At 46.0% G+C, this 24,511-nt stretch carries 22 protein-coding genes; 21 read left to right on the top strand and 1 reads right to left on the bottom strand.

Annotated elements, in window-relative coordinates; translation table 11 throughout:
• The first annotated feature begins 26 nt into the window (after positions 1 to 26).
• The 14 genes from QZN42_RS02180 (at position 27) to QZN42_RS02115 (ending at position 14,287) form a co-directional block, all read left to right on the top strand.
• Entirely contained in the window at positions 27 to 926 is a 900-nt protein-coding gene (locus QZN42_RS02180; RefSeq protein ID WP_296954090.1) for a patatin family protein, read from the top strand.
• Positions 919 to 1,392 carry a tRNA (adenosine(37)-N6)-threonylcarbamoyltransferase complex ATPase subunit type 1 TsaE gene (gene tsaE / locus QZN42_RS02175; protein ID WP_296954089.1) on the top strand — a complete coding sequence of 158 codons (474 nt, stop codon included), beginning with the start codon at positions 919 to 921 and terminating at the stop codon, positions 1,390 to 1,392. The genes QZN42_RS02180 and tsaE overlap by 8 nt, the downstream gene beginning before the upstream one ends.
• Positions 1,376 to 2,068 (top strand): tRNA (adenosine(37)-N6)-threonylcarbamoyltransferase complex dimerization subunit type 1 TsaB, encoded by a 693-nt coding sequence (tsaB, locus tag QZN42_RS02170; RefSeq protein ID WP_296954088.1) that lies wholly within the window; start codon positions 1,376 to 1,378, stop codon positions 2,066 to 2,068. The genes tsaE and tsaB overlap by 17 nt, the downstream gene beginning before the upstream one ends.
• Positions 2,041 to 2,496 carry a ribosomal protein S18-alanine N-acetyltransferase gene (gene rimI / locus QZN42_RS02165; RefSeq protein ID WP_296954087.1) on the top strand — a complete coding sequence of 152 codons (456 nt, stop codon included), beginning with the start codon at positions 2,041 to 2,043 and terminating at the stop codon, positions 2,494 to 2,496. The genes tsaB and rimI overlap by 28 nt, the downstream gene beginning before the upstream one ends.
• Before the next feature lie 9 nt (positions 2,497 to 2,505).
• A complete protein-coding gene (gene tsaD / locus QZN42_RS02160; protein WP_296954086.1) occupies positions 2,506 to 3,528 on the top strand; it encodes a tRNA (adenosine(37)-N6)-threonylcarbamoyltransferase complex transferase subunit TsaD in 1,023 nt (340 codons plus the stop codon).
• Positions 3,529 to 3,566: 38 nt separating this feature from the next.
• Complete coding sequence (locus tag QZN42_RS02155; RefSeq protein ID WP_296954085.1) at positions 3,567 to 4,985, top strand: sensor histidine kinase; 1,419 nt, start codon at positions 3,567 to 3,569, stop codon at positions 4,983 to 4,985.
• A gap of 1 nt (position 4,986) precedes the next feature.
• Complete coding sequence (locus QZN42_RS02150; RefSeq protein WP_296954084.1) at positions 4,987 to 5,577, top strand: ANTAR domain-containing response regulator; 591 nt, start codon at positions 4,987 to 4,989, stop codon at positions 5,575 to 5,577.
• A gap of 57 nt (positions 5,578 to 5,634) precedes the next feature.
• Positions 5,635 to 6,300 carry a metal-dependent hydrolase gene (locus tag QZN42_RS02145; protein WP_296954083.1) on the top strand — a complete coding sequence of 222 codons (666 nt, stop codon included), beginning with the start codon at positions 5,635 to 5,637 and terminating at the stop codon, positions 6,298 to 6,300.
• 139 nt (positions 6,301 to 6,439) lie between these two features.
• Positions 6,440 to 7,048 carry a DUF47 domain-containing protein gene (locus QZN42_RS02140; protein WP_296954082.1) on the top strand — a complete coding sequence of 203 codons (609 nt, stop codon included), beginning with the start codon at positions 6,440 to 6,442 and terminating at the stop codon, positions 7,046 to 7,048.
• Positions 7,049 to 7,395: 347 nt separating this feature from the next.
• The gene (gene folP, locus QZN42_RS02135) at positions 7,396 to 8,241 is read left to right on the top strand and encodes a dihydropteroate synthase (RefSeq protein ID WP_296954081.1); all 846 of its coding nucleotides are present in this window, start codon (positions 7,396 to 7,398) and stop codon (positions 8,239 to 8,241) included.
• Positions 8,242 to 8,254: 13 nt separating this feature from the next.
• Positions 8,255 to 8,614 carry a dihydroneopterin aldolase gene (folB, locus tag QZN42_RS02130; RefSeq protein WP_296954080.1) on the top strand — a complete coding sequence of 120 codons (360 nt, stop codon included), beginning with the start codon at positions 8,255 to 8,257 and terminating at the stop codon, positions 8,612 to 8,614.
• A 49-nt stretch (positions 8,615 to 8,663) separates the two neighbouring features.
• A complete protein-coding gene (folK, locus tag QZN42_RS02125) occupies positions 8,664 to 9,179 on the top strand; it encodes a 2-amino-4-hydroxy-6-hydroxymethyldihydropteridine diphosphokinase (RefSeq protein WP_296954079.1) in 516 nt (171 codons plus the stop codon).
• The gene (mfd, locus tag QZN42_RS02120; RefSeq protein WP_296954078.1) at positions 9,169 to 12,543 is read left to right on the top strand and encodes a transcription-repair coupling factor; all 3,375 of its coding nucleotides are present in this window, start codon (positions 9,169 to 9,171) and stop codon (positions 12,541 to 12,543) included. The genes folK and mfd overlap by 11 nt, the downstream gene beginning before the upstream one ends.
• 142 nt (positions 12,544 to 12,685) lie before the next feature.
• Positions 12,686 to 14,287, top strand: a complete 1,602-nt coding sequence (locus QZN42_RS02115) for a polysaccharide biosynthesis protein (protein WP_296954077.1) — start codon at positions 12,686 to 12,688, stop codon at positions 14,285 to 14,287.
• Between the two features lie 62 nt (positions 14,288 to 14,349).
• On the opposite strand, the gene QZN42_RS02110 is transcribed toward QZN42_RS02115, so the two are convergent.
• Positions 14,350 to 15,300: a nitronate monooxygenase gene (locus QZN42_RS02110; RefSeq protein ID WP_296954076.1), complete on the bottom strand. Its 951-nt coding sequence runs from the start codon at positions 15,298 to 15,300 to the stop codon at positions 14,350 to 14,352.
• A 482-nt stretch (positions 15,301 to 15,782) separates the two neighbouring features.
• Here QZN42_RS02110 and QZN42_RS02105 point away from each other — a divergent pair, with 482 nt between their 5' ends.
• The 7 genes from QZN42_RS02105 to pcrA all read left to right on the top strand — a co-directional run bounded on the left by QZN42_RS02105 (position 15,783) and on the right by pcrA (position 24,506).
• The gene (locus QZN42_RS02105; RefSeq protein ID WP_296954075.1) at positions 15,783 to 16,826 is read left to right on the top strand and encodes a sugar-binding transcriptional regulator; all 1,044 of its coding nucleotides are present in this window, start codon (positions 15,783 to 15,785) and stop codon (positions 16,824 to 16,826) included.
• Between the two features lie 8 nt (positions 16,827 to 16,834).
• Positions 16,835 to 17,842: a type I glyceraldehyde-3-phosphate dehydrogenase gene (gene gap, locus QZN42_RS02100; protein ID WP_296954074.1), complete on the top strand. Its 1,008-nt coding sequence runs from the start codon at positions 16,835 to 16,837 to the stop codon at positions 17,840 to 17,842.
• Between the two features lie 2 nt (positions 17,843 to 17,844).
• Positions 17,845 to 19,032, top strand: a complete 1,188-nt coding sequence (locus tag QZN42_RS02095) for a phosphoglycerate kinase (protein WP_296954073.1) — start codon at positions 17,845 to 17,847, stop codon at positions 19,030 to 19,032.
• 6 nt (positions 19,033 to 19,038) lie between these two features.
• Positions 19,039 to 19,785 carry a triose-phosphate isomerase gene (gene tpiA, locus QZN42_RS02090; protein ID WP_296954072.1) on the top strand — a complete coding sequence of 249 codons (747 nt, stop codon included), beginning with the start codon at positions 19,039 to 19,041 and terminating at the stop codon, positions 19,783 to 19,785.
• 44 nt (positions 19,786 to 19,829) lie between these two features.
• Entirely contained in the window at positions 19,830 to 21,125 is a 1,296-nt protein-coding gene (gene eno / locus QZN42_RS02085; protein WP_296954071.1) for a phosphopyruvate hydratase, read from the top strand.
• Between the two features lie 156 nt (positions 21,126 to 21,281).
• On the top strand, positions 21,282 to 22,226 hold the full coding sequence (locus tag QZN42_RS02080) for a manganese-dependent inorganic pyrophosphatase (RefSeq protein WP_296954070.1): 945 nt from the start codon (positions 21,282 to 21,284) through the stop codon (positions 22,224 to 22,226).
• A gap of 69 nt (positions 22,227 to 22,295) precedes the next feature.
• Positions 22,296 to 24,506, top strand: a complete 2,211-nt coding sequence (gene pcrA / locus QZN42_RS02075; RefSeq protein WP_296954069.1) for a DNA helicase PcrA — start codon at positions 22,296 to 22,298, stop codon at positions 24,504 to 24,506.
• Positions 24,507 to 24,511: the final 5 nt, after the last annotated feature.

Here is a 24,511-nt window from a genome sequence, read left to right as displayed (position 1 = left end):
TCCGGAAGCTTTCCTTATAATGAAATATGATACATCTGATTCAAAGAAATGAAGATTCCAACCGGGCTCCCATCCTCGTACTCGAGGGAGGGGCCATGCGGGGTATCTTTACTTCCGGTGTCCTTGATGCGTTCATGGACAGGAATTTCTATTTTCCAAAAGTCATCGGTATATCGGCCGGCTGCCTTCAGGGGCTCTGCTATATCTCCAGACAGCGGGGCAGGAACAGGAAAGTCAATACAACTTACTGCTCTGATTCCCGGTATATGGGACTTTCTCATATGCTGAAAGGAGGGTCCTTCTTTAACTGGGAGTTCATGTTCGGCGATCTGGCCCATGAACTGGTGCCCTTTGATTATGAAACTTTCAGCAGGGCAAAGGAGACACTTTATACTGTCATTACTGATGCGGAAAATGGAGAACCCTGCTTTATTTCCAGCCATTCCATGGATGTGGACGAATATATGAAAGTCTGTGAAGCCAGCTGTTCCATTCCGCTGGTTTCAAGGCCTGTGAAATGGCGTGATAAGCATTATGTGGACGGAGGCGTCAGCCTGCCGCTGGTGCCCATGCCGGAGGAAATCCCTTTTCCCCATGGCAAAATCGTTTATGTTCTCACAAGGGATATTGTGTATCGTAAGAAACCGGTTCCCTTCTGGTTTCATGGCCTTCTTGATTTCAAATATGGCAAGGAGTTCCCTTCCGTGGTGGAGGAGATGTGCTCCATCCCGCCGAGATACAATGAAAAAGTGGAACGGGTCCTTGAAATGGAAAAATCAGGAGATGTCTTCGTCATCCGGCCTGAAAAACCGGTGACCGTATCCAGAACGGAACGGAATGCGGCAAAGCTTCGTGAGCTTCACGGAGAAGGTTACCGGATTGGACAGGAAAATTTTGATGGAATGATGAGGTGGCTTTATGAGTGAAGTGGTGATTCAAAGCGGGAACGTAAAGGAGACCATGGATCTGGGCCGTTTCTTCGGACGTCATGCGGCAGATGGACTTTTCATCGCCCTCACGGGAGATCTGGGAGCAGGAAAGACCCATTTTGTCCAGGGCCTTGCGGAAGGCATGGGTATAAAGGGAGTCGTAGGAAGTCCCACATTTACCATCATGAATTATTATGATGGCCCCATTCCGCTCAAGCATTTTGATTTCTACCGCCTTCACAGTGAAGATGATCTCTGGAATATCGGCTGGGAAGAATACGGACAGGGCGGCGTCGTGGTGGTGGAATGGGCGGACATGTTTCCATCCCTTATTCCTGAAGAAAGTATACAGATTGAAATCACCCTTTCCGGAGAATGGGAAAGAAATATACGGATTCACTGGGGCGAAGAGGCTCCGGAAGATATTGTAAAGGAGATTAAAGAATATGCTGCTTGCCATTGATACATCATCACTGGTATTAAGCTGTGCCCTGGCAGAGGAAGACCGGCTGGTCGCCGAATGGACAGTTCAGAGAAAATTGACTCATTCCGAACAGCTCATCCCCCATATGGATACGATGATGAGGGAAGCGGGTGTTTCCAAAAGTGAAATCGAAGCCATTGCTGTATCTGTCGGTCCCGGGTCATTTACGGGGCTCCGGATCGGCCTTGCTACTGCAAAAATGGCTTCCTATATATGGAAAGTGCCCCTGATGGGAGTGGATACCCTGGAAGCCCTGGCCTGGAATATGGCCGGCGCCCGGGCATTTATCCTTCCTCTTCTGGATGCCCAGAGAGGAAATGTGTATGCAGCCCTCTATGGCGCATTTGATGAAATGTGGCAGGAAGAAAAAGAAGAAGTGGCGCCCATCGATGAAGTCATTGCGGCAGCCGTCAAACATGGTGGCCCGCTTATTGCCGTGGGAGAATGTGCCGATAAATATAAAGACAAACTGCTCGCGGCAGGCATAATGCCTGCCCCTCCTCACAGCCGTCTCTCCAGGGCAGGGAGTGTGGCTCTTGCAGGATTTGGGAAATTGAAATCCGGCAGGATAGATAATCCTTTGAGCATTCTTCCCAACTATATTCGTCGAAGTGAGGCAGAAGTATTATGGGAGAAAAGGCATCCGGAGTCCTGATTCGTCCGGCATCCGCCGAAGATACGGACAGCATTTATGAAATAGGCACCCTCTGTTTTCCAGATGCCTGGAGGAGGAAAACCGTTGCTCATGACATGGAGGGGGACCACAGTGAATATTTTGTGGCTGACCTGAACGGTGAGGTCGTGGGGTATGGCTGCTTCTGGTTCGTGGTGGACGAAGGACAGCTAGTCAATATTGGTGTTCGTCCGGAATGCAGGAAACGGGGGTATGCCGAGGCCATCCTGAAAAGAGGACTGGAAGAATGCAAAGCCAGAAATATGAAAACCATATTTCTGGAAGTCCGGGTCAGCAACAGCTCGGCCCTGGCACTCTATAAGAAATATAATTTCCGCTCCCTGGGGGTGCGGAAAGGGGTATATGACCTTCCCAGAGAGGACGGCTATATTATGTCCCGTGAAATATAAGGAGTCATTATGAAAATATTATCCTTTGAATCGAGTTGTGATGAAACATCCTGCGCGGTCATCGAGGATGGGAGGAAAATCCTTTCTGATGTGATTTCCACACAGGTACCGATTCACAAGAAATTTGGCGGAGTGGTGCCGGAAATCGCATCCCGTCACCATATTGAAGATGTGCTTCCCGTAGCCATTGAAGCTTTGGAAGAAGCCCATTGCACCTGGCAGGATATGGATGCCATTGCAGTCACCCAGGGACCGGGACTCGTGGGAGCTCTTCTGGTAGGCGTAGCTGCAGCCAAAGCGGCAGCCTGGGCACTAGATAAACCTCTGATTGCGGTCAATCATATGGAAGGCCATATCTTTGCGAATCTTCTCCAGTATCCTGATCTGGAACCTCCATTTTTGTCTCTTGTCGTTTCCGGCGGTCATACCATGATTGTCATCGTAAAAGATTACAATACTTTCCAGCTGCTTGGACAGACCAGGGATGATGCGGCAGGAGAAGCATTTGATAAAATCGCAAGGGTCATGGGGTATCCCTATCCGGGCGGACCCCATATCGACCGGCTGGCACAGGATGGAAATCCTGATGCCGTAACCTTTCCTATGGGACTTGGTAAGGAACACAACTTTGATTTTTCTTTTAGTGGGCTGAAATCAGCTGTAATCAATTATCTTAATACGGCGAAGATGAAAAAAATTGAAGTGAATTATAATGATATCGCTGCCTCTTTCCAAAAGGCGGTGGTTGAAGTGCTGGTAGAAAAAGCAATGAAGGCCAGTGATCTGACAGGATTAAAGACGATAGCTCTTGCAGGGGGTGTAGCAGCAAATAGCGGTCTGCGTAAAACACTGAAGGCGGAATGTGATAAACGGAAAATCCGCATGTGTCGGCCAGATCCGGTGCTCTGCACTGACAATGGAGCCATGATTGGCTGCAGAGCCTATTATATGGCGCTTGCCGGCAATTATGCATCCATGAATCTGAACGCTGACCCACGTCTGCCATTTTTGGCAGACCAGATCAGTCTCTGATTATTCTCTGAAGAATCGGGGAGGATGGGAGGCTCTTTATGCAGACACGGGGATTGGAAATGAGCCAACTTTATACGTTGGTTCGTGATACGACAAATTTGACCGACGTACAGGCAAAAATACTGGATCATATGCAGGCGGCGCTTCAATTGGCCAGCGATGTTTCCAGAAACCAGGTTTATTTATGCGCCAGAGGGAAAAATAACGATATTTCTGTCATACTGACAGCGGTGAAGCCTTCCTATACACATGGATCTACATTTTTCAGATCTGGGGATACATTTATGGAAGGGGAACTGGCACTCATAGAAAATGTATTTACCACTGGCAGAAAAGTAGTAGGCCGTAAAAGGCTTGATCAGGGACTGGAGGTAGCGGCTACTGCGTATCCGGTAGTTGATAATGCCGGTCAGCCTTTTGCTGCAGTCTGCTTCCTGTCAAATTCCCTTCGGCAGCAGCAGGTACTTACGGATACAGCCAATCTGGCTCTTCAGGTACCTTTCAGCACAGCTGATTATTACAGCATACGCCCGCAGGATGGAATGATTGTGCTGGATTCCATGGGACGCATCATTTATGCCAATGATATGGCTGATGACCTGTACTTTGTTCTTGATAAGGAAGCGGTAGAGAAGCGGGAAATTGTAGGGCATACCATTGTCCATTTTCCTCTTGTAGAAAAAGTCATGAAAACGGGACGCCCGGCCTATGGCGATGAGGTGTCTGAAAATATGACTCTCTCCGCATGGGGACTCCCCATCATTTCCGGCGGCAGGGTGTCAAGGACTGTCCTGGTTCTGACAGATGTGACTGCTATCAGGGAAAAAGAAAGACAGATTCTCGTCAAGGACTCCGTTATAAAAGAAATTCACCACAGGGTAAAGAATAGTCTGAATACGATTGCGGGAATGCTTCGAATGCAGGCAAGGAGAGCAAAGGACGAAGATACAAAAGAGGCCCTGAAAAGGGCGGTAAGCAGGATTCTTGGCATTTCCCAGATTCACGATATCCTTGCCAATCAGAGTGGTGATAAAATAGATCTGGATATACTGCTGGATAAAATCACAAAATTATCGGTAGACAGTCTTGCTCTTATTCCGGTGACAATCCTCCGGGAAAAGACAGGACGGGGACTCATTGTGGATTCCGAGAAAGCGGTTCCTTTAGCTATTGCGACTAATGAACTGATTCATAATGCTATTGATCATGGGTTTCGGGATAAGGAAAAGGGCAGCCTTACGGTAGGAACAAAAATCGAAGGGACCTGGATTCACGTGTATATCAGGAATGATGGAAATCCGCTGCCTGAAGATTTCAGTACCAGAACCTTCAATCTGGGGCTTCAGATTGTAAGGAACCTGGCTGAGATCGAACTTAAAGGGAAGTTTTCCGTACAGAATGAAGGCGGATTCGTGGTGGCAGATATTTACTGTCCTATATCATTAATGGAGGGGTAAAATGGCAGAACGATATAGAATTGTAATTGCAGACGATGAATCATTGAGTTCCATGGATTTGAAAGAAATGCTGGAAGAGTCGGGTCATGAGGTGGTAGGAGTTGGATCAGATGGCGTGGAGGCTCTGGATCTGGTAAAGGAAAAACATCCGGATTTAGTCATTTTGGATGTGAAAATGCCCCGCCTTGACGGTATCCAGGCTGCCAAAATGATTGCCCATGATAATTTGGCCCCGGTTGTACTCCTGACGGCTTTTGGCGATGAGGATATGATTGAAAAGGCAAAGAAATCTATGGTATTTGGTTATGTCATGAAGCCGGTGGAAGAAAAAACATTGTTTCCTGCCATTCAGATTGCGGTCAGTCAGTACCGCCTGAAACGGGATATGGTAGACCGGGTTAAAAATATGGAGCGGGAACTGGCTGCCCGTAAGATTGTGGACAGGGCTAAAGGCCTGCTTATGGATTATTATCATATTACGGAAGAGGATGCATACCGCCGCATGCAGCAGACCAGTATGAAACGGGGAATAACCATCGCTGATGTGGCCCAGCGGGTAGTCAAAGAAATCATGGCCAGAAAAAACAAGTGATTTCAGCTGTTATGCCGGTGCTGCCGGCTGGATTATATGATTTAAGGAGGAATTACGATGAAGTACACATTTTTAGGACACGCATGCTTTAAAATCGATACGGGGAATGAAAGACTTCTTTTCGATCCCTTCCTCACAGGAAACAGTCAGGCGGCAGTGAAGGCAGATAAAGTCAGATGTGAATATATCCTTTTGTCCCATGCTCATGGCGATCACTTTGGTGATGCCAATGAAATCGCGCTCCGCACCGGGGCACTGGTAGTCGCTATTCCGGAAGTCATCAGCCTTTTCTCCGATTCCGTATCCAATTTCCAGCCCATGAACCTGGGGGGACAGTTCAAAGCGGATTTCGGAACTGTGAAAATGGTCCAGGCCTGGCATAGCTGCGGTGCAGCAGGCGGCATTCCCTGCGGATTCATCATCAAATTCAATGAAGGTCCTACCGTTTACTATTCCGGGGATACGGCTCTCTTTGGGGATATGAAACTCTTTGGAGAACTTTTTGATATTGATTACGCAATCATGCCCATTGGCGATAATTACACCATGGGACCGGAAGACGCGCTGCTGGCGGCAGAATTCCTCAAGGCAAAGCACGTGATTCCTCTTCACTACAACACCTGGCCGGTTATAGCCCAGAATGCGGAGGATTTCAAAAAAGCGGCTGCCGCGAAGGGTATCGATGTCATTATTGTAAAACCGGGTGAAACCATTGAACTCTAAAAAGTGAACCTTATGAGAAAGCGCCTTCCTTCCGGGGCGCTTTTTCTTGTGAAATATTTCCACAGGCCTGTTCCTTTCATTTAAATATGTTAAAATGAATAAAGTATGAAATAAGGATATTGAAACCAAGGAGAAATTCATGAGTAAGGAAGATAAATTTTTTGAAGCCCTTCGGGAATTCGTTAAATCTATCAGCGAAGCCGGCATGGTCCTGAATGAAGTGGCAGAAGGACATATGGATCCCTCCGAAGGATATAAAAGGGTATCTGAAATCAAAAGAATCTGCAGGGACAGTCACGGCCGACTGACGGAGAAAATGTATAAGACTTATAAAAATCCCGGCGAACTGGACCTCGTCAGAGGCATAATCGATCGGGGATATTCCATTGTGGGTACGGTTAAGGATATCCTTTCCCGGTTGGATATGGTCCAGGTAGGTGAAGCTCCGGAAGAATTCGGCCTTTTTTCCCGGCTCGTCTGCTCGTCCCTTGTGGAATTGAAGAAAACCATGGACTATACAGTAGATATCAGACAGAATTATATGAAGATGGAAGCTCGCTGCAGCAGGATCTATAATTATGAGGAACGGGGCGATGAATGCTTCAGGAGCTGCATGAGAAGGCTCTTTGGCGCAGAAGATGCCAAATACCTGATATACTGGAAAGCTGTTTTTCATGATCTGGAGGAGGCGCAGGACAAAGCGGCCGGCATGGTGCCCCTTCTCCAGAAACTCATTACGGGCATGTGAGAATGACTTATGGGGCAGTTAGCCGGTTTTCCATAAGATAATTGAAAAAATAAAGAACAAAGAGAATTTTATAAATTTCTTCTCTTTTCAGTGGATTTTTTATAAAAATCATGTATAATAAAAATACATGGAGGAAATGCCATGGGATGGTTTATCCATCCGGCTCTATTGATGATTATTTCCCTGATTATCAATCCGGCTGCGGACTGATCATACTCCTCAATGATCGTCGTGCACAAGAAAGCGGTGTAGTACCGCTTTTTTTGTTGGCTTTGCAGGGCTTAAGGCTTCTGTTCGTGTTATAATGGGGCAGTACTCTAAAAATATTCCGAAAAGGGGATTTGAAAATGAAACGACCGGTTCGCAATTATCAGTGGAAGGATGGGAAAAAACTTTCCCTTGGTGACAAGTCCCTGGTGATGGGGATTCTCAATGTGACACCCGATTCCTTCTCTGATGGAGGAAACTGGAACAGTCCGGAAAAAGCCATTTCCCACACCCATGCCATGATAGAAGAAGGGGCTGCCATGATTGATGTGGGTGCGGAATCCACCCGTCCCGGCTCTCTCCCCCTTACGTCAGAAGAAGAAATAAAAAGGCTTATGATTTTTCTTCCCTCCGTATTGAGAGAAAGCCGTGTCCCTGTATCCATTGATTCCTACCATTATGAAACCATGGAAAAAGCGCTTTCCGCCGGGGCCCATATGGTCAATGATATCTGGGGATTTCAGCAGGATGATGGCAGTATGGCATCCGTATCCGCATCTTTTGATGTGCCCGTTATCCTTATGCATAACAGGGAAAATCATGATTATGAAGAAGATATCCTGGAAAGTATGAAGCATTTCTTTGAGAAATCCATTGAAATCGCATTGAAAGCTGGTGTCAGGGAAGAAAATATCATTCTGGATCCGGGAATTGGCTTCGGGAAGACTGCAGAACAGAATATGGTAGTCCTTTCCCGGCTTGATGAACTTGTTCATTTTTTCCCCTGTCCCTGGCTCTTGGGGGTAAGCCGCAAACGGTTTATCGGTTCCATCCTGGACCTTCCGGCGGCAGAACGGGATGAAGGTACAGCTGCAGTTAATCTCTTTGGGGCGGAAAAGGGATGTACCATTTTCCGGGTTCATAATGTACGAATGACGGCCCGGGCTCTGAAAGTATGGGATGCTCTTCGAAGCATAAATCAGTAACAGGAGGCTTTTTATGGATTGTATCAGACTGACAGGAATGGCCTTCTTCGGCTATCACGGTGATGAACCGGAAGAGACGAAACTGGGCCAGCGGTTTTATATAGATATGGAAATGGAACTGGATCTTTCGAAAGTGGGAGAAAGTGACAATCTTGAAGATTCGGTCAATTATGTGGCAGTTTATGAGCTTGTGAAAAGACGCGCAGAAGGGGGGCCCTTCAAACTGCTTGAGAAACTGGCAGGTATTATCAATGACGATGTCCTGTCTACATTTCCCAAAGTTTACAAGGTGACGACCACAGTCCATAAGCCGGGATCGCCGATTCCGGGAATCCTGGATGATGTTTCTGTTACACTCAGTAAGGAAAGGTAAACAGAATAGAACCCCGCTGGAATGATGTACGGAGTTCTATCAGACTACGATGAATAAAAACGATTATATTATTTCCCTGGGATCAAATCTTGGAGATTCCGGAGAAATCCTACGGGCTGCCCTGAGGAAGCTTACCGCCCATCCCAAACTCAGCTTGCTGAAGCTGTCTTCCTTTTACAGGACAAAACCCTGGGGGAAAACGGATCAGCCCGATTTTCTGAATGCAGCTGCCCTGATCCACTGGGAAGATTCACCGGAAGAGCTTCTGACCTTCCTCCTTCTTACGGAAAAGGAAATGGGCCGGGTGAGAAAAGTCCACTGGGGGCCCAGGACGCTGGACCTGGATCTGATATATAATGAATATGAAAGGCGAGATACCAAATATCTTCAATTGCCGCATCCTTTATTCTGGGAGCGGCCTTTTGTGCTGGTCCCCATGGAGGAAATCCTGCCGGAATTTACCTTCCAGAGGGAAGGAATTCATGAAAGAATCCTTTCGCTTCATGGTTATGATGAAGTGAAACTAGAATGCACAAAAGGAAAGGAGTATGAAAATGGGAATTAATGAACAGTCATCCCTTTCCGGTGTCAGGGCAGCCATGACAGGGGCAAGACCCGAATCTTTTGAAAATGACAGTACAGCCGGTCCGGCTCTTACTGAAAAAATATTTTCTTTTTTTCATAAAAACGGGATTCTTGAGGAAAATAAGAATATAGAAATGATTACCGGTATTTCTGATGCTGCTAAAGCTCTTTCTGCATCAGCAGCTTTGAAGTCCTGTCATCAGGCGGTCATCATCGTCCCGGAAACGAAGGATATTTTCCGATGGGAAGAAGATCTTGCCTTCTTTGCTCCGGATATAGAAATTTATCCATTCCCTGTAGTGGAGGAGGCCGGTTTTCAGGTCGCCTTTTCCGGTTCGGAACGGCTTCGTGACCGCATGCGTGCTCTTTCGGCCATGGTTACCGGGGAAAAAGCCGTCATACTTGCTACAGCGGTAGAAGCTGCACAGAAAATCATCAATCCGGATGACCTGAAGCATTCACTGATTTCCATAGAAAAAGAAAAAGAATATGACCGGGATGATCTGGCAAGTGGTCTTGTCCTTGCGGGCTATGAGCGGGTGGACCAGGTAGAGAGAAGTGGTCATTTTGCACTGCGCGGAGATATTGTGGATGTGTATCCGATCAATGCTGCCCATCCGCTCCGTATCGAACTCTGGGGCGATGAAGTGGACAGCATCCGGTTCTTTGACGAAGATACCCAGCGTTCCATCCAGGAACTGGACCGGGCGGATATTCTTCCCCTTTCGCCGAAAGGGGAAAAGGATTCACTGCTTTTTTCCTATCTGACGAAGGGACTTCTTATTTACGATGAGCCTCAGCGGTCCGAAGAAAACCTGCGGCGCTATTTCCGGGAGGAAAAAGAAAACAGAACTAAAGTTTCTGCCTGGGAAGATGTGGTCCATCTGGGGAGAAGCGGGAAGAACCGGGAAATCATTCTTTCCCTTCTGAACAGGGAACTGACAGGTTTTCCTCATCCTCTGGTTCACGTCTGGCGTGGCCAAACCATGACGAATTACCAGCGCCAGATTCCTGTCTTTATAGAAGACCTGAAATCTTATCTGAAAAAAGAATGGCAGGTCCTTTTCATTGTCCCCAGACCCTCCGAAAAAGAGGAGTTAAAAGGAATCCTTAAGGATAATGAAGTCTCTTTCTCTGTCGGGTCCAATGATGGACCGGTTTCCCTGGTCAATGGTATTCTTTCCCGGGGATTTGAGCTGCCTGATGAAAAACTGGCTGTTTTCACTTCGGGAGACATTTTGGGAAGGCAGAAAATCCGCCGGACCCGCCGCGCTGGAAAAGGAAGGCAGATCCGTTATTTCTCTGATTTAAACATCGGAGATTATGTGGTACAGGATGTTCATGGTATCGGCAAATATCTTGGCATCCGTACGATTGAATTATCCGGAATTCATCGTGACTACATTGCCATCCAGTATGCAGGATCAGATAAACTTTTCCTGCCGGTTGAACAAATCACGACCCTTGAAAAATACATCGGCCCTGAAGGGGGCGTGCCGACCCTAAGCAAAATGGGAGAAGCTCACTGGGAAAAAATCCGGTCCAAAGCGAAAAAATCCATTGAAGAACTGGCAGAAAGGCTTCTTGATATATATGCCCGCCGCGAAATTACACAGGGTATTGCCTTTGCACCGGACGGGCCGGAACAGAGAGAATTTGAAGATACCTTTCCTTTTGTGGAGACCGAAGACCAGCTGACGGCGATCGAAAGCATCAAGAAAGCCATGGAACGGCCCGTTCCCATGGATATGCTGCTTTGCGGCGACGTGGGATTCGGGAAGACAGAAGTAGCAATGCGGGCTGTGTTCAAGTGTGTCATGAGTGGTTATCAGGCTATGGTACTTTGTCCGACTACGGTACTTTCAGCCCAGCATTACAAGAATTTCAAAGATCGTATGGATAGCTTCGGCGTGAATCTGGCAGTCCTGAACCGTTTTACATCTGTTAAAGAGAGAAAAGAAATTCTTCGGAAACTGGAAATTGGTGAGCTGGATATCATCATCGGTACCCATGCCGTGCTTAATAAAAAAGTTGTCTGCAAGAGGCTTGGCCTTCTTGTGGTGGATGAAGAGCAGCGTTTTGGTGTAGTGCAGAAAGAAAAATGGAAATCCTGGTCTTCCGGGATTGATGTGCTGACCTTGTCAGCCACCCCGATTCCCCGTACTCTCCACATGAGTCTTACCGGTGTGAGAGATATGGTAACGATCACTACACCGCCCCTGAACCGTCATGCCATCCAGACCTATGTGACTGAATACGACAGCCGTATCGTGAAAGATGCCATTCTTCGCGAAAAGGAAAGGGGAGGACAGACTTACTTTATTTATAATCGCATCGAGACCATGCCTGCCATGTATGAACAGCTCCGGGAAATACTTCCGGAAGACGTAACTATCGGCATTGCCTATGGCCGCATGGATGGAACCCGGCTGGAGCAGGTTATGCTTGATTTCTATGAAGGCCGGTATGATGTGCTCCTTTGTACGACACTGATTGAAAATGGTCTTGACCAGCCCAATGCGAATACCATGCTTGTCTATGATGCTGACAGGATGGGACTTTCCCAGATTTATCAGATGCGGGGCCGCGTTGGCCGGTCTGAAAAAATCGCAAGAGCCTGGTTCTTTTACCGAAAAGGGAAAATACTTTCGGAAGTAGCAGAAAAAAGGCTGGATACGATTCGGGAATTCACTGAACTGGGGAGCGGTTTCAAAGTGGCCATGAGGGATCTGGAAATCCGGGGTGCCGGCAATCTTCTGGGATCGGCGCAGCATGGAAATATCGCTGCCATCGGGTTTGCCACTTACTGTTCCATGCTTGAAGAGGCGGTGGAGAGGCTACGGCTCAAGAGAGAAAACAGGTCCATTCCGAGAAAACTGCCAAACACAACCATCGAATTCCGGCAGGATGCGTACCTTGACAGTACTTATATTTCCGATGAGGAACAGAAAATGGAAATCTACCGCCGTCTGGCTTCTGTGGAAGATGAGAAGTCCCTGTCTGACTTGATCGATGAGGTGGTTGACCGCTTTGGCTCACCCACAAAACCGGTGGAAAAACTTTTAAGTATTTCCAGAATCCGCGTAAAGGCAAGACTTCTCGGTATAGGCAGCATCCTTGATGGTGGAGCGAATTTCATCATTACCTGGGCTGACGAAGAACCTATGCGGGGTTGGAATCCAATGCTTCTTCCCAAAGAATGGCTCCCTAATATCAGGATTCTTCCCGGCAGTCCGGCAAAGTTTAGTATTAATAAGAGAGGCATACCTGAAGATACCATGACGTTGATTTCTTCCTTTATTGATGAACTTTACTCCGAAGTGAAAAAGGTAAGGGTAAAATAGAGAGATTTCCATTTTGACAGATTTCATGAATCATTTAATAATGGTACAAAGAAAATACAGGATAAAACTTTACAATTTCCTGTAAATCTGATATGACTATATGAGCTGTATCTCAAATCTTTGATTTTAAAACAGGTGAAAAATGCGTAAAAATTCATTCATTCAGGGGGCCCTGATCCTGACTGTGGCAGGAATCATCGTCAAGTTCATCGGTGCCTTCAGTCGTATTTATCTGTCACGGCTCCTTGGCGGAGAAGGTATCGGGCTTTACCAGATGGCTTATCCCATCTACCTGCTTTGCCTTTCCGTATCTTCTGCCGGTCTTCCCGTTGCTATTTCTATCATGGTGGCCGAGCGAAATGCGGTGAATGACTATTTTGGCGGACAGAAAGTATTCCGTATTTCTATGGTGGCCCTGATTCTGACAGGACTCTTCTTCAGCTGCCTTCTTTTCTTTGGTGCAGGCTGGCTCGTAGATACAGGAATAGTTCGTGACCCAAGGGCCTACTGGTCCCTCCTGGCTCTTTCACCGGCCGTTTTCTGTGCGACTCTTCTGGCAACCCTTCGCGGTTATTTCCAGGGGCTTCAGCTCATGACACCTACGGCTGTATCCCAGATCATTGAACAGATTGTCCGGGTAGTGACCATGATTGCTTTTGCCATCATTCTCCTGCCATCAGGACTTGAATTTGGCGCTGCCGGCGCAACCTTCGGAGCCGCTCCGGGCGCTTTTACCGGTATACTGGTACTGATTGTTTTCTATTATATGACCAGAAACTGGAGAAAAGAGCTCGCTGGGCAGCAGGATTCTTCCATTAAACCGCAGAGTGCCCTTCACATCATAAAAAGACTGCTGGTTCTTGCTATCCCTGTATCCCTTGCCAATATCATGCTTCCTATCGTTTCCAATATCGATCTTTTCATCGTACCTAGACGACTTGAAGTGGCGGGATTTGCTGTAGAAGAGGCAACAACTCTTTTTGGCTATCTTACCGGTATGGCAACAGCCCTTGTCAATATGCCCACAATTGTGACTGCCTCTCTGGCGGCCAGTCTGGTGCCTGTCATTTCTGAAGCAGTTGCCCAGCACAAAGGCGATGTGGTCATGAAAAGAACTGATACAGCCATGCGTCTGGCAAATCTTATTACGATTCCTGCTTTTGTAGGCATGTGTGTGATTGCCACTCCTATTTCTGCCATGCTCTATGCGACACCAGATGCAGGTCCTTGCATTGCGGTCATGAGTTTTGGCGTATTCCTGCTCGGCGTGCAGCAGGTTACTACCGGAGTCCTTCAGGGCATGGGAAAGACAGCCATTCCATTTCTGAATATGGTGGCTTCAGCCTGTGTAAAAGTATTCCTTTCCTGGAATCTGACGGCATTACCAAGTTGGGGAGTCATCGGGGCAGCCTGGGCAACGAATGCCGACTTTGGCGTGGCCGCCCTTTTGAATCTGATTTTCCTTTACAAATTCCGTCATTATATGATGGATATCATTCATACGGTCAAACTGTTTGTGGCAGCCGGTATCATGGGTGCGGCCGTACTGGCTATATACCATGGGATTGAAGGCTTCATCCACAGCAATACCCTGGCAACTCTCATCGCCATTATGGCGGGTGGTCTTGTTTACCTTATTGCCATAGTCCTGATCCGTGCAGTCAAGCCGGAAGATGTTCAGGGAGTGCCGAAAATCGGTCTGAAGCTTGCGAGACTTGTTGAAAAATTCAGTTTCAAAATTTAATGCATAAAAAATCCTTCTCCATAAAAACGGGAGAAGGATTTTTTTATGTTTAAGCAGGGAAATCAGATCAGATGAGGTGCCCGGGCCAGACAGTTTTCCGTGGTGGAAATCAATTCTTCCACGATTTCTTCCACCGGCTGTATTTTCGTCAGATGGGTAAGGGACATACCTGCCAGAACAAATCCGTTATCTGTATCCCCGTCCACTGCAGCCAATCTGGTAGTTCCTTTTGCCATTTCGATTAATTCGGAGAGGGGGGCACCGCTATATTCTGCTTTCAGGTATCTCTCGGAAAAACTGTTTTTGAGACCCCGGACACTGTCTTTTGTTGTGAATCCGGTGACCGTGGAATCTGTATCTTGAGCGTTGATGAGCGCTTTTTTTGCATTGGGGTGGAGACGGCATTCTTCAGCAAGCATGAAACGGGTCCCCATCTGGACTCCGGAAGCACCCATAACGAGGGCTGCCGCAATACCCCGGCCATCCACAATCCCTCCTGCCGCAATGACGGGAATCTCTATTTCAGGGAGTACATTTTCAAGAAGTGCCATGAGCGTGATTTTTCCGTCATGGCCTCCGGCTTCCATTCCTTCCACGACCAGTGCATCCGCTCCGGCATCCTGTACTCTTTTTGCAAGTTTTACATTGGGGACTACAGGAATGCATTTGACTCCGGCATGGTGGAAAGGCTCCAGCCAGGGCACCGGGTTTCCTGCCCCTATGGTCACGAAAGGAACTTTTTCATCACAGATCACCTGGGCCACGTCATCTTTGTTCGGCATCTGGAGCATCAGATTGACGCCAAATGTCTTTCCGGGGCCCAGGATGTCTTTAGCTCTTCGTATTTCTTCAAGAACCTGATCTGTTGAAAATCCTCCGGAGGCGATGACACCTGCGCAGCCTGTATGGGCCATGGCTGCAGCCAGGAGTCCGTCGGAAATATAAGCCATCCCTCCCTGAATGATGGGATAATCAATGGACAATAATCGTGTAATTCCTGTTTTCCACGCCATAGTTTCCTCCCAACGTTGTAAAATAATGATTAGATCAGAACTTCATCTTCTTTATCTTATTATACAGAAATTGAACCTGTCCGTTAAGAAATAAGTTTTCCCGACAGGTTAAAATTTCCGGCTTTCATCGGATTTGATCAATCTGGCGAACTTTTGGGATAAAGTAGAAATACTTATTCTGAGAAAGCATTCGATTTCCGTTATATAATGATAATAATTCATCGATTCACTATTTAAACCTGATTCAGCCACATTGGCGTTTACTTTTTAAGAAATGAAATTCAGTATTTTACAGCAAAAAGAGAATACCTGTTAGACATTCCGTGGATATGTTTTCCATATAACTACACAATATACCAAAAAGAGTATACTTATTTATATAAGATTTTACAGATGTTGTAGTATTAAACAAGGCGTGATATACTGTAAAAGGTAAAGCCCGGCTGGTTCTGTTTGTTTTCTGACTAATGGGAGGGATATTGGTGAAAGAAGATTCCTTAATGATGCTTCTCCTTCCGGAAATGATAGTAGAAGCACAGGAACGGTATGAAATTCTTCGCCAGATTCATGATATGCAGCCCGTTGGAAGGCATCTTCTTTCGGTGCAGACGAAACTCCCTGAAAGCACGGTGAGAAAACATATCGAAAAAATGGAAAAGGCCGGCCTTTTATTTTCCCGTCATTCCGGTATTACACTGACTCCGAAAGGGGAGTCTTTCATCGGGCCGCTGGCACCATATTTTCAAAAGACACCGGCTCTTTCAGATATGGAAAAACGCCTGTCTTCCGTCTTGTCTATGAAGAGAGTAGTGGTTGTTCGCGGAAATTCTGATGATTCCGATGAGATTAGTGAGAAAATCAGTCAGGAAGCGGCCATGATTCTTCTCCGGACAATCCGGGATGGTGATGTCACCGCTGTCAGCGGAGGAAAGATTCTGGCCGGAATTGCGGAAGCACTGCCTTCGCTGCATATGAATGTGGATATTGTTCCCGCCCGGGGTGGATCAGGCATGCAGATGGAATATGTGCCCGATTTCGTGGCAGCCCGGATGGCTGAAAAGTTTGGTGGACGTTACCATATGCTGCAGATTCCAGACGGTATCAGTCCAGAACTTTTTCTGAAAATCAGGAGTGAACTGCCACGGGTGCGGCAGGTAGAAAAAATGGTATCGGAAGTGAAAATTCTTTTAACCGGTATCGATATACCCAATGCGCCTTTCCGCTGGCCTGAACTTCCTTTCGATGTGAGAAAAAGACTGACGGAAGAAAAAGCGGCAGGAGAAGCATTAGGAATTTATGCGGATATTAACGGGAAAGTGCTCTATCGGTTCTATAATGCCGGTATTTCCCGGGAAGATATATCATCCATTTCCTGTGTGCTCATCGCAGCAGGGGGCAAAAGCAGGGGAGCAGCTATTCTTGCTATGGCAAGAGCAGGTTTTAGAGGTGTTCTTATTACTGACGAAGGTGCGGGGAAAGAAATATTACGTTTAACAGCCGCCGTGCAGTCAGAAAACAGGAGGTAAAGGAAATCATGACAAAAGTCGGTATTAACGGATTTGGCAGAATTGGCAGACTGGTATTCCGTGGAATGCTTGATCGGGATGATCTGGAAGTAGTGGCTATCAACAATCCAAGCGGTGTGGAAACTGCTGAATATCTTCTGAAATATGATACGGTTCATGGCCGGCTTGACAAGAAAGTGGAAATTGACGGCGAAGACCTGATTATCGAAGGGAAGCGGGTTCATGTGTTCCATGACCGTGATCCTGAAAATCTGGACTGGAGTAAGTATGGAGTGGAGATCGTTGTTGAATCTACGGGTAAACTGAAAGATAAGGCGAGTGCTGGAAAACATATTAAAGGAACTGTGAAAAAAGTTATCGTCACTGCTCCGGGTAAGGATGATGATGCTACCATTGTCATGGGGGTCAACGAAGAAACCTATGATCCTGAAAAAGATAATATCATTTCCAATGCATCCTGTACCACTAACTGTCTTGCACCGGTAGTTAAAGTGCTTCATGAAAAATTCGGCATTAAGAGAGGACTTATGACTACGGTTCATTCCTATACCAATGATCAGGCCATTCTGGAAAAAGCTCATAAGAAAGATGCCAGAAGAGGAAGGGCTGCTGCTGAAAATATCATTCCGACATCTACCGGTGCAGCAAAGGCTATCGGTATCGTTATCCCCGATTTGAAGGGGAAGTTAAATGGCCTTGCTATTCGTGTACCAACCCCGGATGTTTCCCTTGTTGACCTGGTGGCGGAACTTGGAAAAGACGTGACAAAAGAAGAAGTAAATGCTGCTCTTAAAGAAGCATCTGAAGGTGAACTTAAGGGCATTCTTGCTTATACTGATGAACCACTGGTTTCCAGTGACTTCAAGACCACGGATGTAAGCTCTACAGTTGACAGCCTCCTGACCATGGTGATGGATGGCAATCTGGTCAAAGTCATTGCCTGGTATGACAATGAATGGGGGTATTCCATGAGGATTATTGACCTAGTTAAGTTCGTAGCTTCGAAAGGACTCTGATTATGAACAAGCAGACCATTTATGATTTAAGCCCGGAAGGGAAGACCGTGTATGTCCGTGTGGACTATAACGTTCCACATGACAAGGAAGGTCATATCCTTGATGACCGCCGTATCCGTGCTACTGTTCCAACTATTCGGTACCTCATCGATCATGGGGCGGCGATTGTTCTTGCAAGCCATATGGGACGGCCAAAAGGAGTAGTCAATAAGGAACTTTCCTTAGCACCTGTGGCAGTCCGCCTTTCCGAAATCCTTTCCCGGGAAGTGCTTTTTGCGGATGACTGCATCGGCGAAAAAGCAGCAGCACTGAAAAAAGGACTGGAACCTGGACAGATACTTCTGCTTGAAAATCTCCGTTTCCATAAAGAAGAAGAAAAGAATAATCCCGATTTTGTTAAAGAACTTGTGGAAGGCTGTGATCTTGCGGTTAACGATGCCTTTGGTGTATCTCATCGTGCTCATGCATCGGTTGTTGGCGTAGGTCATGTGATGCCCATGGTTTCCGGACTTCTCTTGAAAAAAGAAATTGACTTCCTTGATGGAGTTATTGAACAGCCGGAGAGACCGTTTGCAGCTATTATCGGTGGAGCTAAAATCAGTGACAAGATTCAGGTTATTGCAAACCTGATGGAAAAAGCAGATGTCATTCTTATCGGCGGCGGTATGGCCAATACGTTCGTGGCGGCTCAGGGTTATGATATGGGTCAGTCCCTGCAGGACCGGGATCGTTTTGACCTTGCCCGCAATCTTATGAAAAAAGCCCGTGATATGGGCTCTGAAATCATGCTTCCGGTTGATTTTATGGCAGGTGATTCTTTCTCTGAAAACGCAAAGACAAAAGTGCTTTCTGCGGAAGAATTCGGGGATCCCTGGATGGCACTGGATATCGGGCCTAAAACCATTGAGCTTTATGTGGAAACTTTGAAGAAAATGAAGACTGTTGTATGGAATGGGCCAATGGGCGTATTTGAAATGAAACCTTTCTCCAGGGGTACATTTGCTATTGCAGAAGCCATGGCAGATCTTAAAGCAACTACCGTTATTGGTGGCGGTGAATCTGCATCTGTCGTGGACCAACTGGGAATAGGAGATAAATTCTCTCATGTTTCTACCGGTGGTGGTGCATCGTTGGAAATGCTGGAAGGTATGGTCCTTCCCGGTGTTGCCATTCTTGCAGATAAGGAGTGATGCTTTTTGAGGCAGACTCTGATTGCAGGAAACTGGAAAATGAATCTGACTGTTACTGAGGCAGAAAAATTTTTCAAACACTTCAACGCCCAGATGAAAGAAAATGTGGAACTCCTCGTCTGTCCGCCTTTTACGGATATCCCGCTGGCTCGTTTCTTTCTGGAGCGTTCATCGGTCAAATGGGGGGCCCAGGATGTGTATCCTTCAGAGAAGGGGGCTTTTACTGGCGAAATTTCACCAACCATGTTGAAAGACCTGGGATGCACTTATGTCATATGCGGTCATTCGGAACGCCGCAAGATTATTGGTGAAAGTGATGAATTCGTGGCACAGAAGGTGCAGGCAGTGCTGAACCGGGGATTGGTTCCTATTCTGTGCGTAGGAGAAACACTTGAGGAAAAGGAAGCAGGAAAAACGCAAGAGCGGATTGGTGAAGAAATCAACGCTGTTTTTACACTTCTAAAAAAAGAAGAGATTGGGAAAATCGTCATTGCCTACGAACCTATCTGGGCCATAGGATCCGGCAGGGCAGCAACCGCAGAGGATGCGGAGGAGATTTCTGCTTTTATCAGAAAAGCAGTGGAAGAATCGGCTGGCAAAATAGCAGCTGAAACAGTGCGTATCCTGTATGGCGGCTCTGTGAATGCTGATAATATTGTTGATTTTCTGAAAGAAAAAGATATCGATGGCGGGCTTATAGGCGGAGCAAGCCTGAGCCCTGAATCGTTCCTTGCTATATACAGAAATGCCTGATAAGGCATGTTTCATGATAAAATTAACAGGAGGAATAAAAAAGCATGGCAGTTATTACTGATCTTCACGCAAGAGAAATTCTGGATTCTCGTGGTAATCCTACAGTGGAAGTGGAAATGGTTTTGGAGGATGGTACATTTGCAAGAGCAGCCGTTCCTTCCGGCGCATCCACAGGCATGTTTGAAGCGACTGAGCTTCGTGATGGTGATAAAAACCGTTACAATGGCAAAGGTGTACTAAAGGCAGTAAACAATGTAAATGGCGAGATCGCTGATGCTGTCCTGGGATGGGATGCAAGTGACCAGAGGGGACTGGACCATATCCTGATCAATCTGGATGGAACGGAAAACAAGAGCCGTCTTGGAGCTAATGCTATTCTTGGTGTTTCTCTTGCTGCGGCTCATGCATCTGCTGAATCAGCAGGACTTCCCCTTTATCAGTATCTTGGTGGTGTTAATGCACATAATCTGCCTGTACCCATGATGAATATCATGAACGGCGGTGCTCATGCAGATAATAATGTTGACATTCAGGAAAGCATGATTATGCCGGTTGGGGCACCAAGTTTCCACGAAGGACTCCGTATGTGTGCAGAAATCTATCATGCCCTGAAAAACGTATTGAAAGGTAAAGGCCTTTCTACCGCTGTAGGTGATGAAGGTGGTTATGCGCCGGATCTTCCATCCAATGAGGCAGCTATGGAAGTCATCTGTGAAGCTATTGAAAAAGCAGGATATTCCGCAGGGAAAGATGTGGTACTTGCTACTGATGTGGCAGCTTCTGAACTCCTTGGTGATGATGGTCTGTACCATCTGGCCGGGGACCATACCGCAAAGACTGCGGAAGGCATGATTGAATTTTATGAAAAGCTGATTGACGAATATCCGATTATTTCCATCGAAGATGGTCTTGGTGAAGAAGACTGGGATGGATGGAAGAAACTGACGGATGCTCTTGGACAGAAGGTCCAGCTTGTTGGTGATGATCTTTTTGTAACCAATACAAAACGTCTTTCCAAAGGCATCCATGCCGGTGTAGCCAATTCCATTCTGATTAAATTGAATCAGATCGGCACACTTACTGAAACGTTTGAAGCAGTTCAGATGGCTCAGCGCTGCGGCTATACAGCTGTTATTTCCCACCGTTCCGGCGAAACTGCAGATACTACAATTGCCGATGTAGCTGTAGCACTTAACGCAGGTCAGATCAAGACCGGCGCTCCGGGACGTACGGAAAGAGTCGCGAAGTATAATCAGCTTCTCAGGATTGAAGAAGAACTTGATGCTGATGCGTTCTATGGCAGCAGTGCCCTTACGCATAGAATGAAAAGATTTGAATAAGAATTAAACGGGAAAGTCCCCCTGCTTTGGCAGAGGGACTTTTCTAATGCGTATTATTTTATTGCCTTTAAGAATAAGATGAAAATCCATCATCCTTCATGGTATAATGATGGAAGCAAATTTTAAAACTCATCATTAGGTTAAAGGAGCGATACCATGAGTAAAGTATATGTAATTGGTCATAAGTCCCCGGATACAGACAGCATTGCTGCTGCTATTTCATATTCTTACCTTAAAAAGCAGATGGGAATTGATGCTGTTGCTGCCAGGGCCGGAGAAATTAATAAGGAAACCGCATTTGCACTTGATTATTTTAAGGTAGAAGCACCGGAATTTCTTGAAACAGTAGCCAGAAAAAATCCAGATGATGAAAAAAACAAAGTCATTCTCGTTGATCATAATGAATCCAAGCAGTGCGTAAACGGTATTAAAGATGCAGACGTTCTGGAACTGGTAGATCACCATCGTCTGGGGGATTTTGAAACCGAATCTCCAATTTTCATCCTTGTCCGTCCTTTAGGATGTGTTAATACCGTGATTTATGGTTTGTATAAACTTCATGGCGTAAAACCATCCAGAGCGGTTGCGGGTATGATGCTATCCGCCATCATTTCCGATACCGTGCTTTTCCGTTCTCCGACCTGCACAGAAGAAGATAAAAAGGCAGTTGAGGAATTGGCAGCAATTGCCGGGGTGGACTATGAAAAATATGGAATGGATATGCTGAAGGCAGGCGCTGATATTTCCGATTATCCGCCGGAAAAATTGGCTCATAACGATACCAAGGAATTTGAAGCGGGCGATAAAATTTTCAGCTGTGGTCAGATTTCTGTAATGGATGTAGAACCAATCAATGCAAAAAAACCAGAAATCATGAAAATCCTGGAAGCAACAAAAGCAGAAAAGGGATATGTCGCATCTTACCTTATGGTGACAGATATTCTTGCTGAAGATACTTTCCTTTGGTTTACGGATGGCGCTGAAGCAACAGTTGAAGAAGCTTTCGGTAAAAAATCTGAAAATGGCTGCGTTTATCTTCCGAAGGTCATGTCCAGAAAGAAACAGGTAACTCCGTTCCTTCTGAAGGTTTATGGCGAATAATTTGTTTTGTCCGAAGAACTCATACATGACGATGTCATATATGAGTTCTTCTTTTACTAAGGAGAAAGAATGACAGATTTTTTAAATACATTGAATGATCGTCAGCTGGAAGCTGTAAAGCAGGTAGATGGCCCTGTGCTCATTATGGCTGGTGCCGGTTCAGGCAAGACAAAGGCATTGACCTGCCGTATTGCTTACATGCTTGAATTAGGGATTCGTCCGCAGGAGATTCTTGCCATTACTTTTACAAATAAAGCTGCAAAAGAAATGAAGGAACGTGTTCATAATCTTGTGGGACCGGAGGCAGATAAGATCTGGATTTCCACATTTCATTCTTTCGGGGTTCGTTTTCTCCGCCGGGAAATTAATAATTTCCCACCTTATAACGAAAAATTTACGATTTACGATTCTGACGATTCAAAACAGCTTGTCAAAAATGTTTTAAAAGAATTGAATCTTGATGATAAAATGTTTCCTCCCAATTCAGTACAGGGCAGCATTTCCTCAGCGAAAAATAGACTTCTCAGCCCGAAAGCTTTCCGTACTGAAGCAGGAGAGAATTTTTATAATCAGAAAATCGCAGACTGCTATGATTTATATGACAAGCATATGAAACAGAATAATGCTCTTGACTTTGATGATCTGCTTTTTATTACGACAGCTCTCCTGGCAAATGAGACTATACGGAAAAGGTGGCAGGACAGGTTCCATTATATTCTTATTGATGAATATCAGGACACGAACCATGCCCAGTACCTGATGGCAAGATATATTACTGGGAAATTGCAGAATATCTGTGCAGTCGGTGATGCTGACCAGAGTATCTATTCCTGGCGTGGTGCTGATCTTAGAAATATTATGGATTTTAAATCTGATTATCCTCGCGCTAAAATCATAAAACTGGAGCAGAATTATCGCTCTACCCAGACAATTCTGGATGCCGCCAATGCAGTAATCGCCAATAATCCGGATCGTCCATCCAAAATCCTTTGGACGGAAAAACGCGGTGGGAGCAGACTGCAATGGTATACAGCAGATGATGAGCATAACGAAGCGGACTTTATTGTCAATGTGATGAAGAAAAAACACGAGGAAGAACATGAGCCGTATGGAAATATGGCTGTTCTGTATCGTATGAATGCACAGTCCCGCGTTTTGGAAGAAATGCTGGTAAAGAAAGGAATCGCTTACACTATGGTTGGCGGTACCCGTTTCTATGATCGTGCGGAAATACGTGATATCATGGCATATCTTAAAGTTATCAATAATTTTCGCGATAATATCAGTCTTACCCGTATTATTAATGTGCCCAAACGTGGGATAGGAGCCACAACGATACAGAAGCTCACGGACTATGCCAATGAAGGCGGCATGTCTATGTTTGAAGGTATCATGGCTGTAGAAGGCTCGTCTATTTCCGCATCAGCTCAATTGAAACTTCAAAAGTTTTCAGCTCTTATTTTTGATTTTCTGAATGCTTCTGCAGAAGTGAGTGTTTTTGATCTGATCCAGAAAATTATGACTGATACCGGTTATCTTAATCAACTGCAGGAAAGTGATGATCCTCAGGCACAAAGCAGAGAAGAAAACCTGGGCGAACTGCTTTCTGTGGCAAAGGACTTTGTGACGAATCATCCCGAAGGAGGACTTCCTGAATTTTTGGAGCAGGTAGCTCTCGTGAACGATGTGGATAATTATCAGGAAACTGATGATAAGGTCACGCTCATGACTATGCATAGCGCTAAAGGGCTCGAGTTTCCAATCGTTTTCCTTCCCGGGATGGATGAAGGTGTCTTCCCAAGCGCCCGTTCTCTACTGGATGAATCAAGACTGGAAGAAGAGCGCCGCCTTTGCTATGTAGCTATTACAAGAGCAAAAAAAGAATTATATCTTTCCAACGCACATATGAGGACTATGTATGGTCAGATTAAGCCCTACATTCCCAGTCGGTTTCTTGATGAAATACCACAGGATCTTGTAGAAAGGGTATTTATCAGGGTAAGAGAAAGGAATCTGCAGGCTGCAAGAAGATGGCAGAATGAAACGAAGAGCCGTTATGCACTTTCCGATTCTACTGTGGTGAACAAACCGAAGAAGACAAGTGTCAAGGCACGATATGACTGGAAAGAGGGAGATATTGCCGTTCACAACCTTTGGGGAAAAGGCCGGGTTATAGCGGTCAGTGGAAAAGATAAAAATATGGTCCTGAAAATTAAATTTCCCGGTGACAAGGTACGCCAGTTGATGGTAACCTATGCTCCAATTACAAAAGAAGAATAGAGGTA

This window comes from uncultured Dialister sp. (genome assembly GCA_900314595.1).
Lineage (GTDB): Bacteria > Bacillota > Negativicutes > Veillonellales > Dialisteraceae > Dialister.
This window is presented reverse-complemented; position numbering and strand designations above follow the sequence as displayed.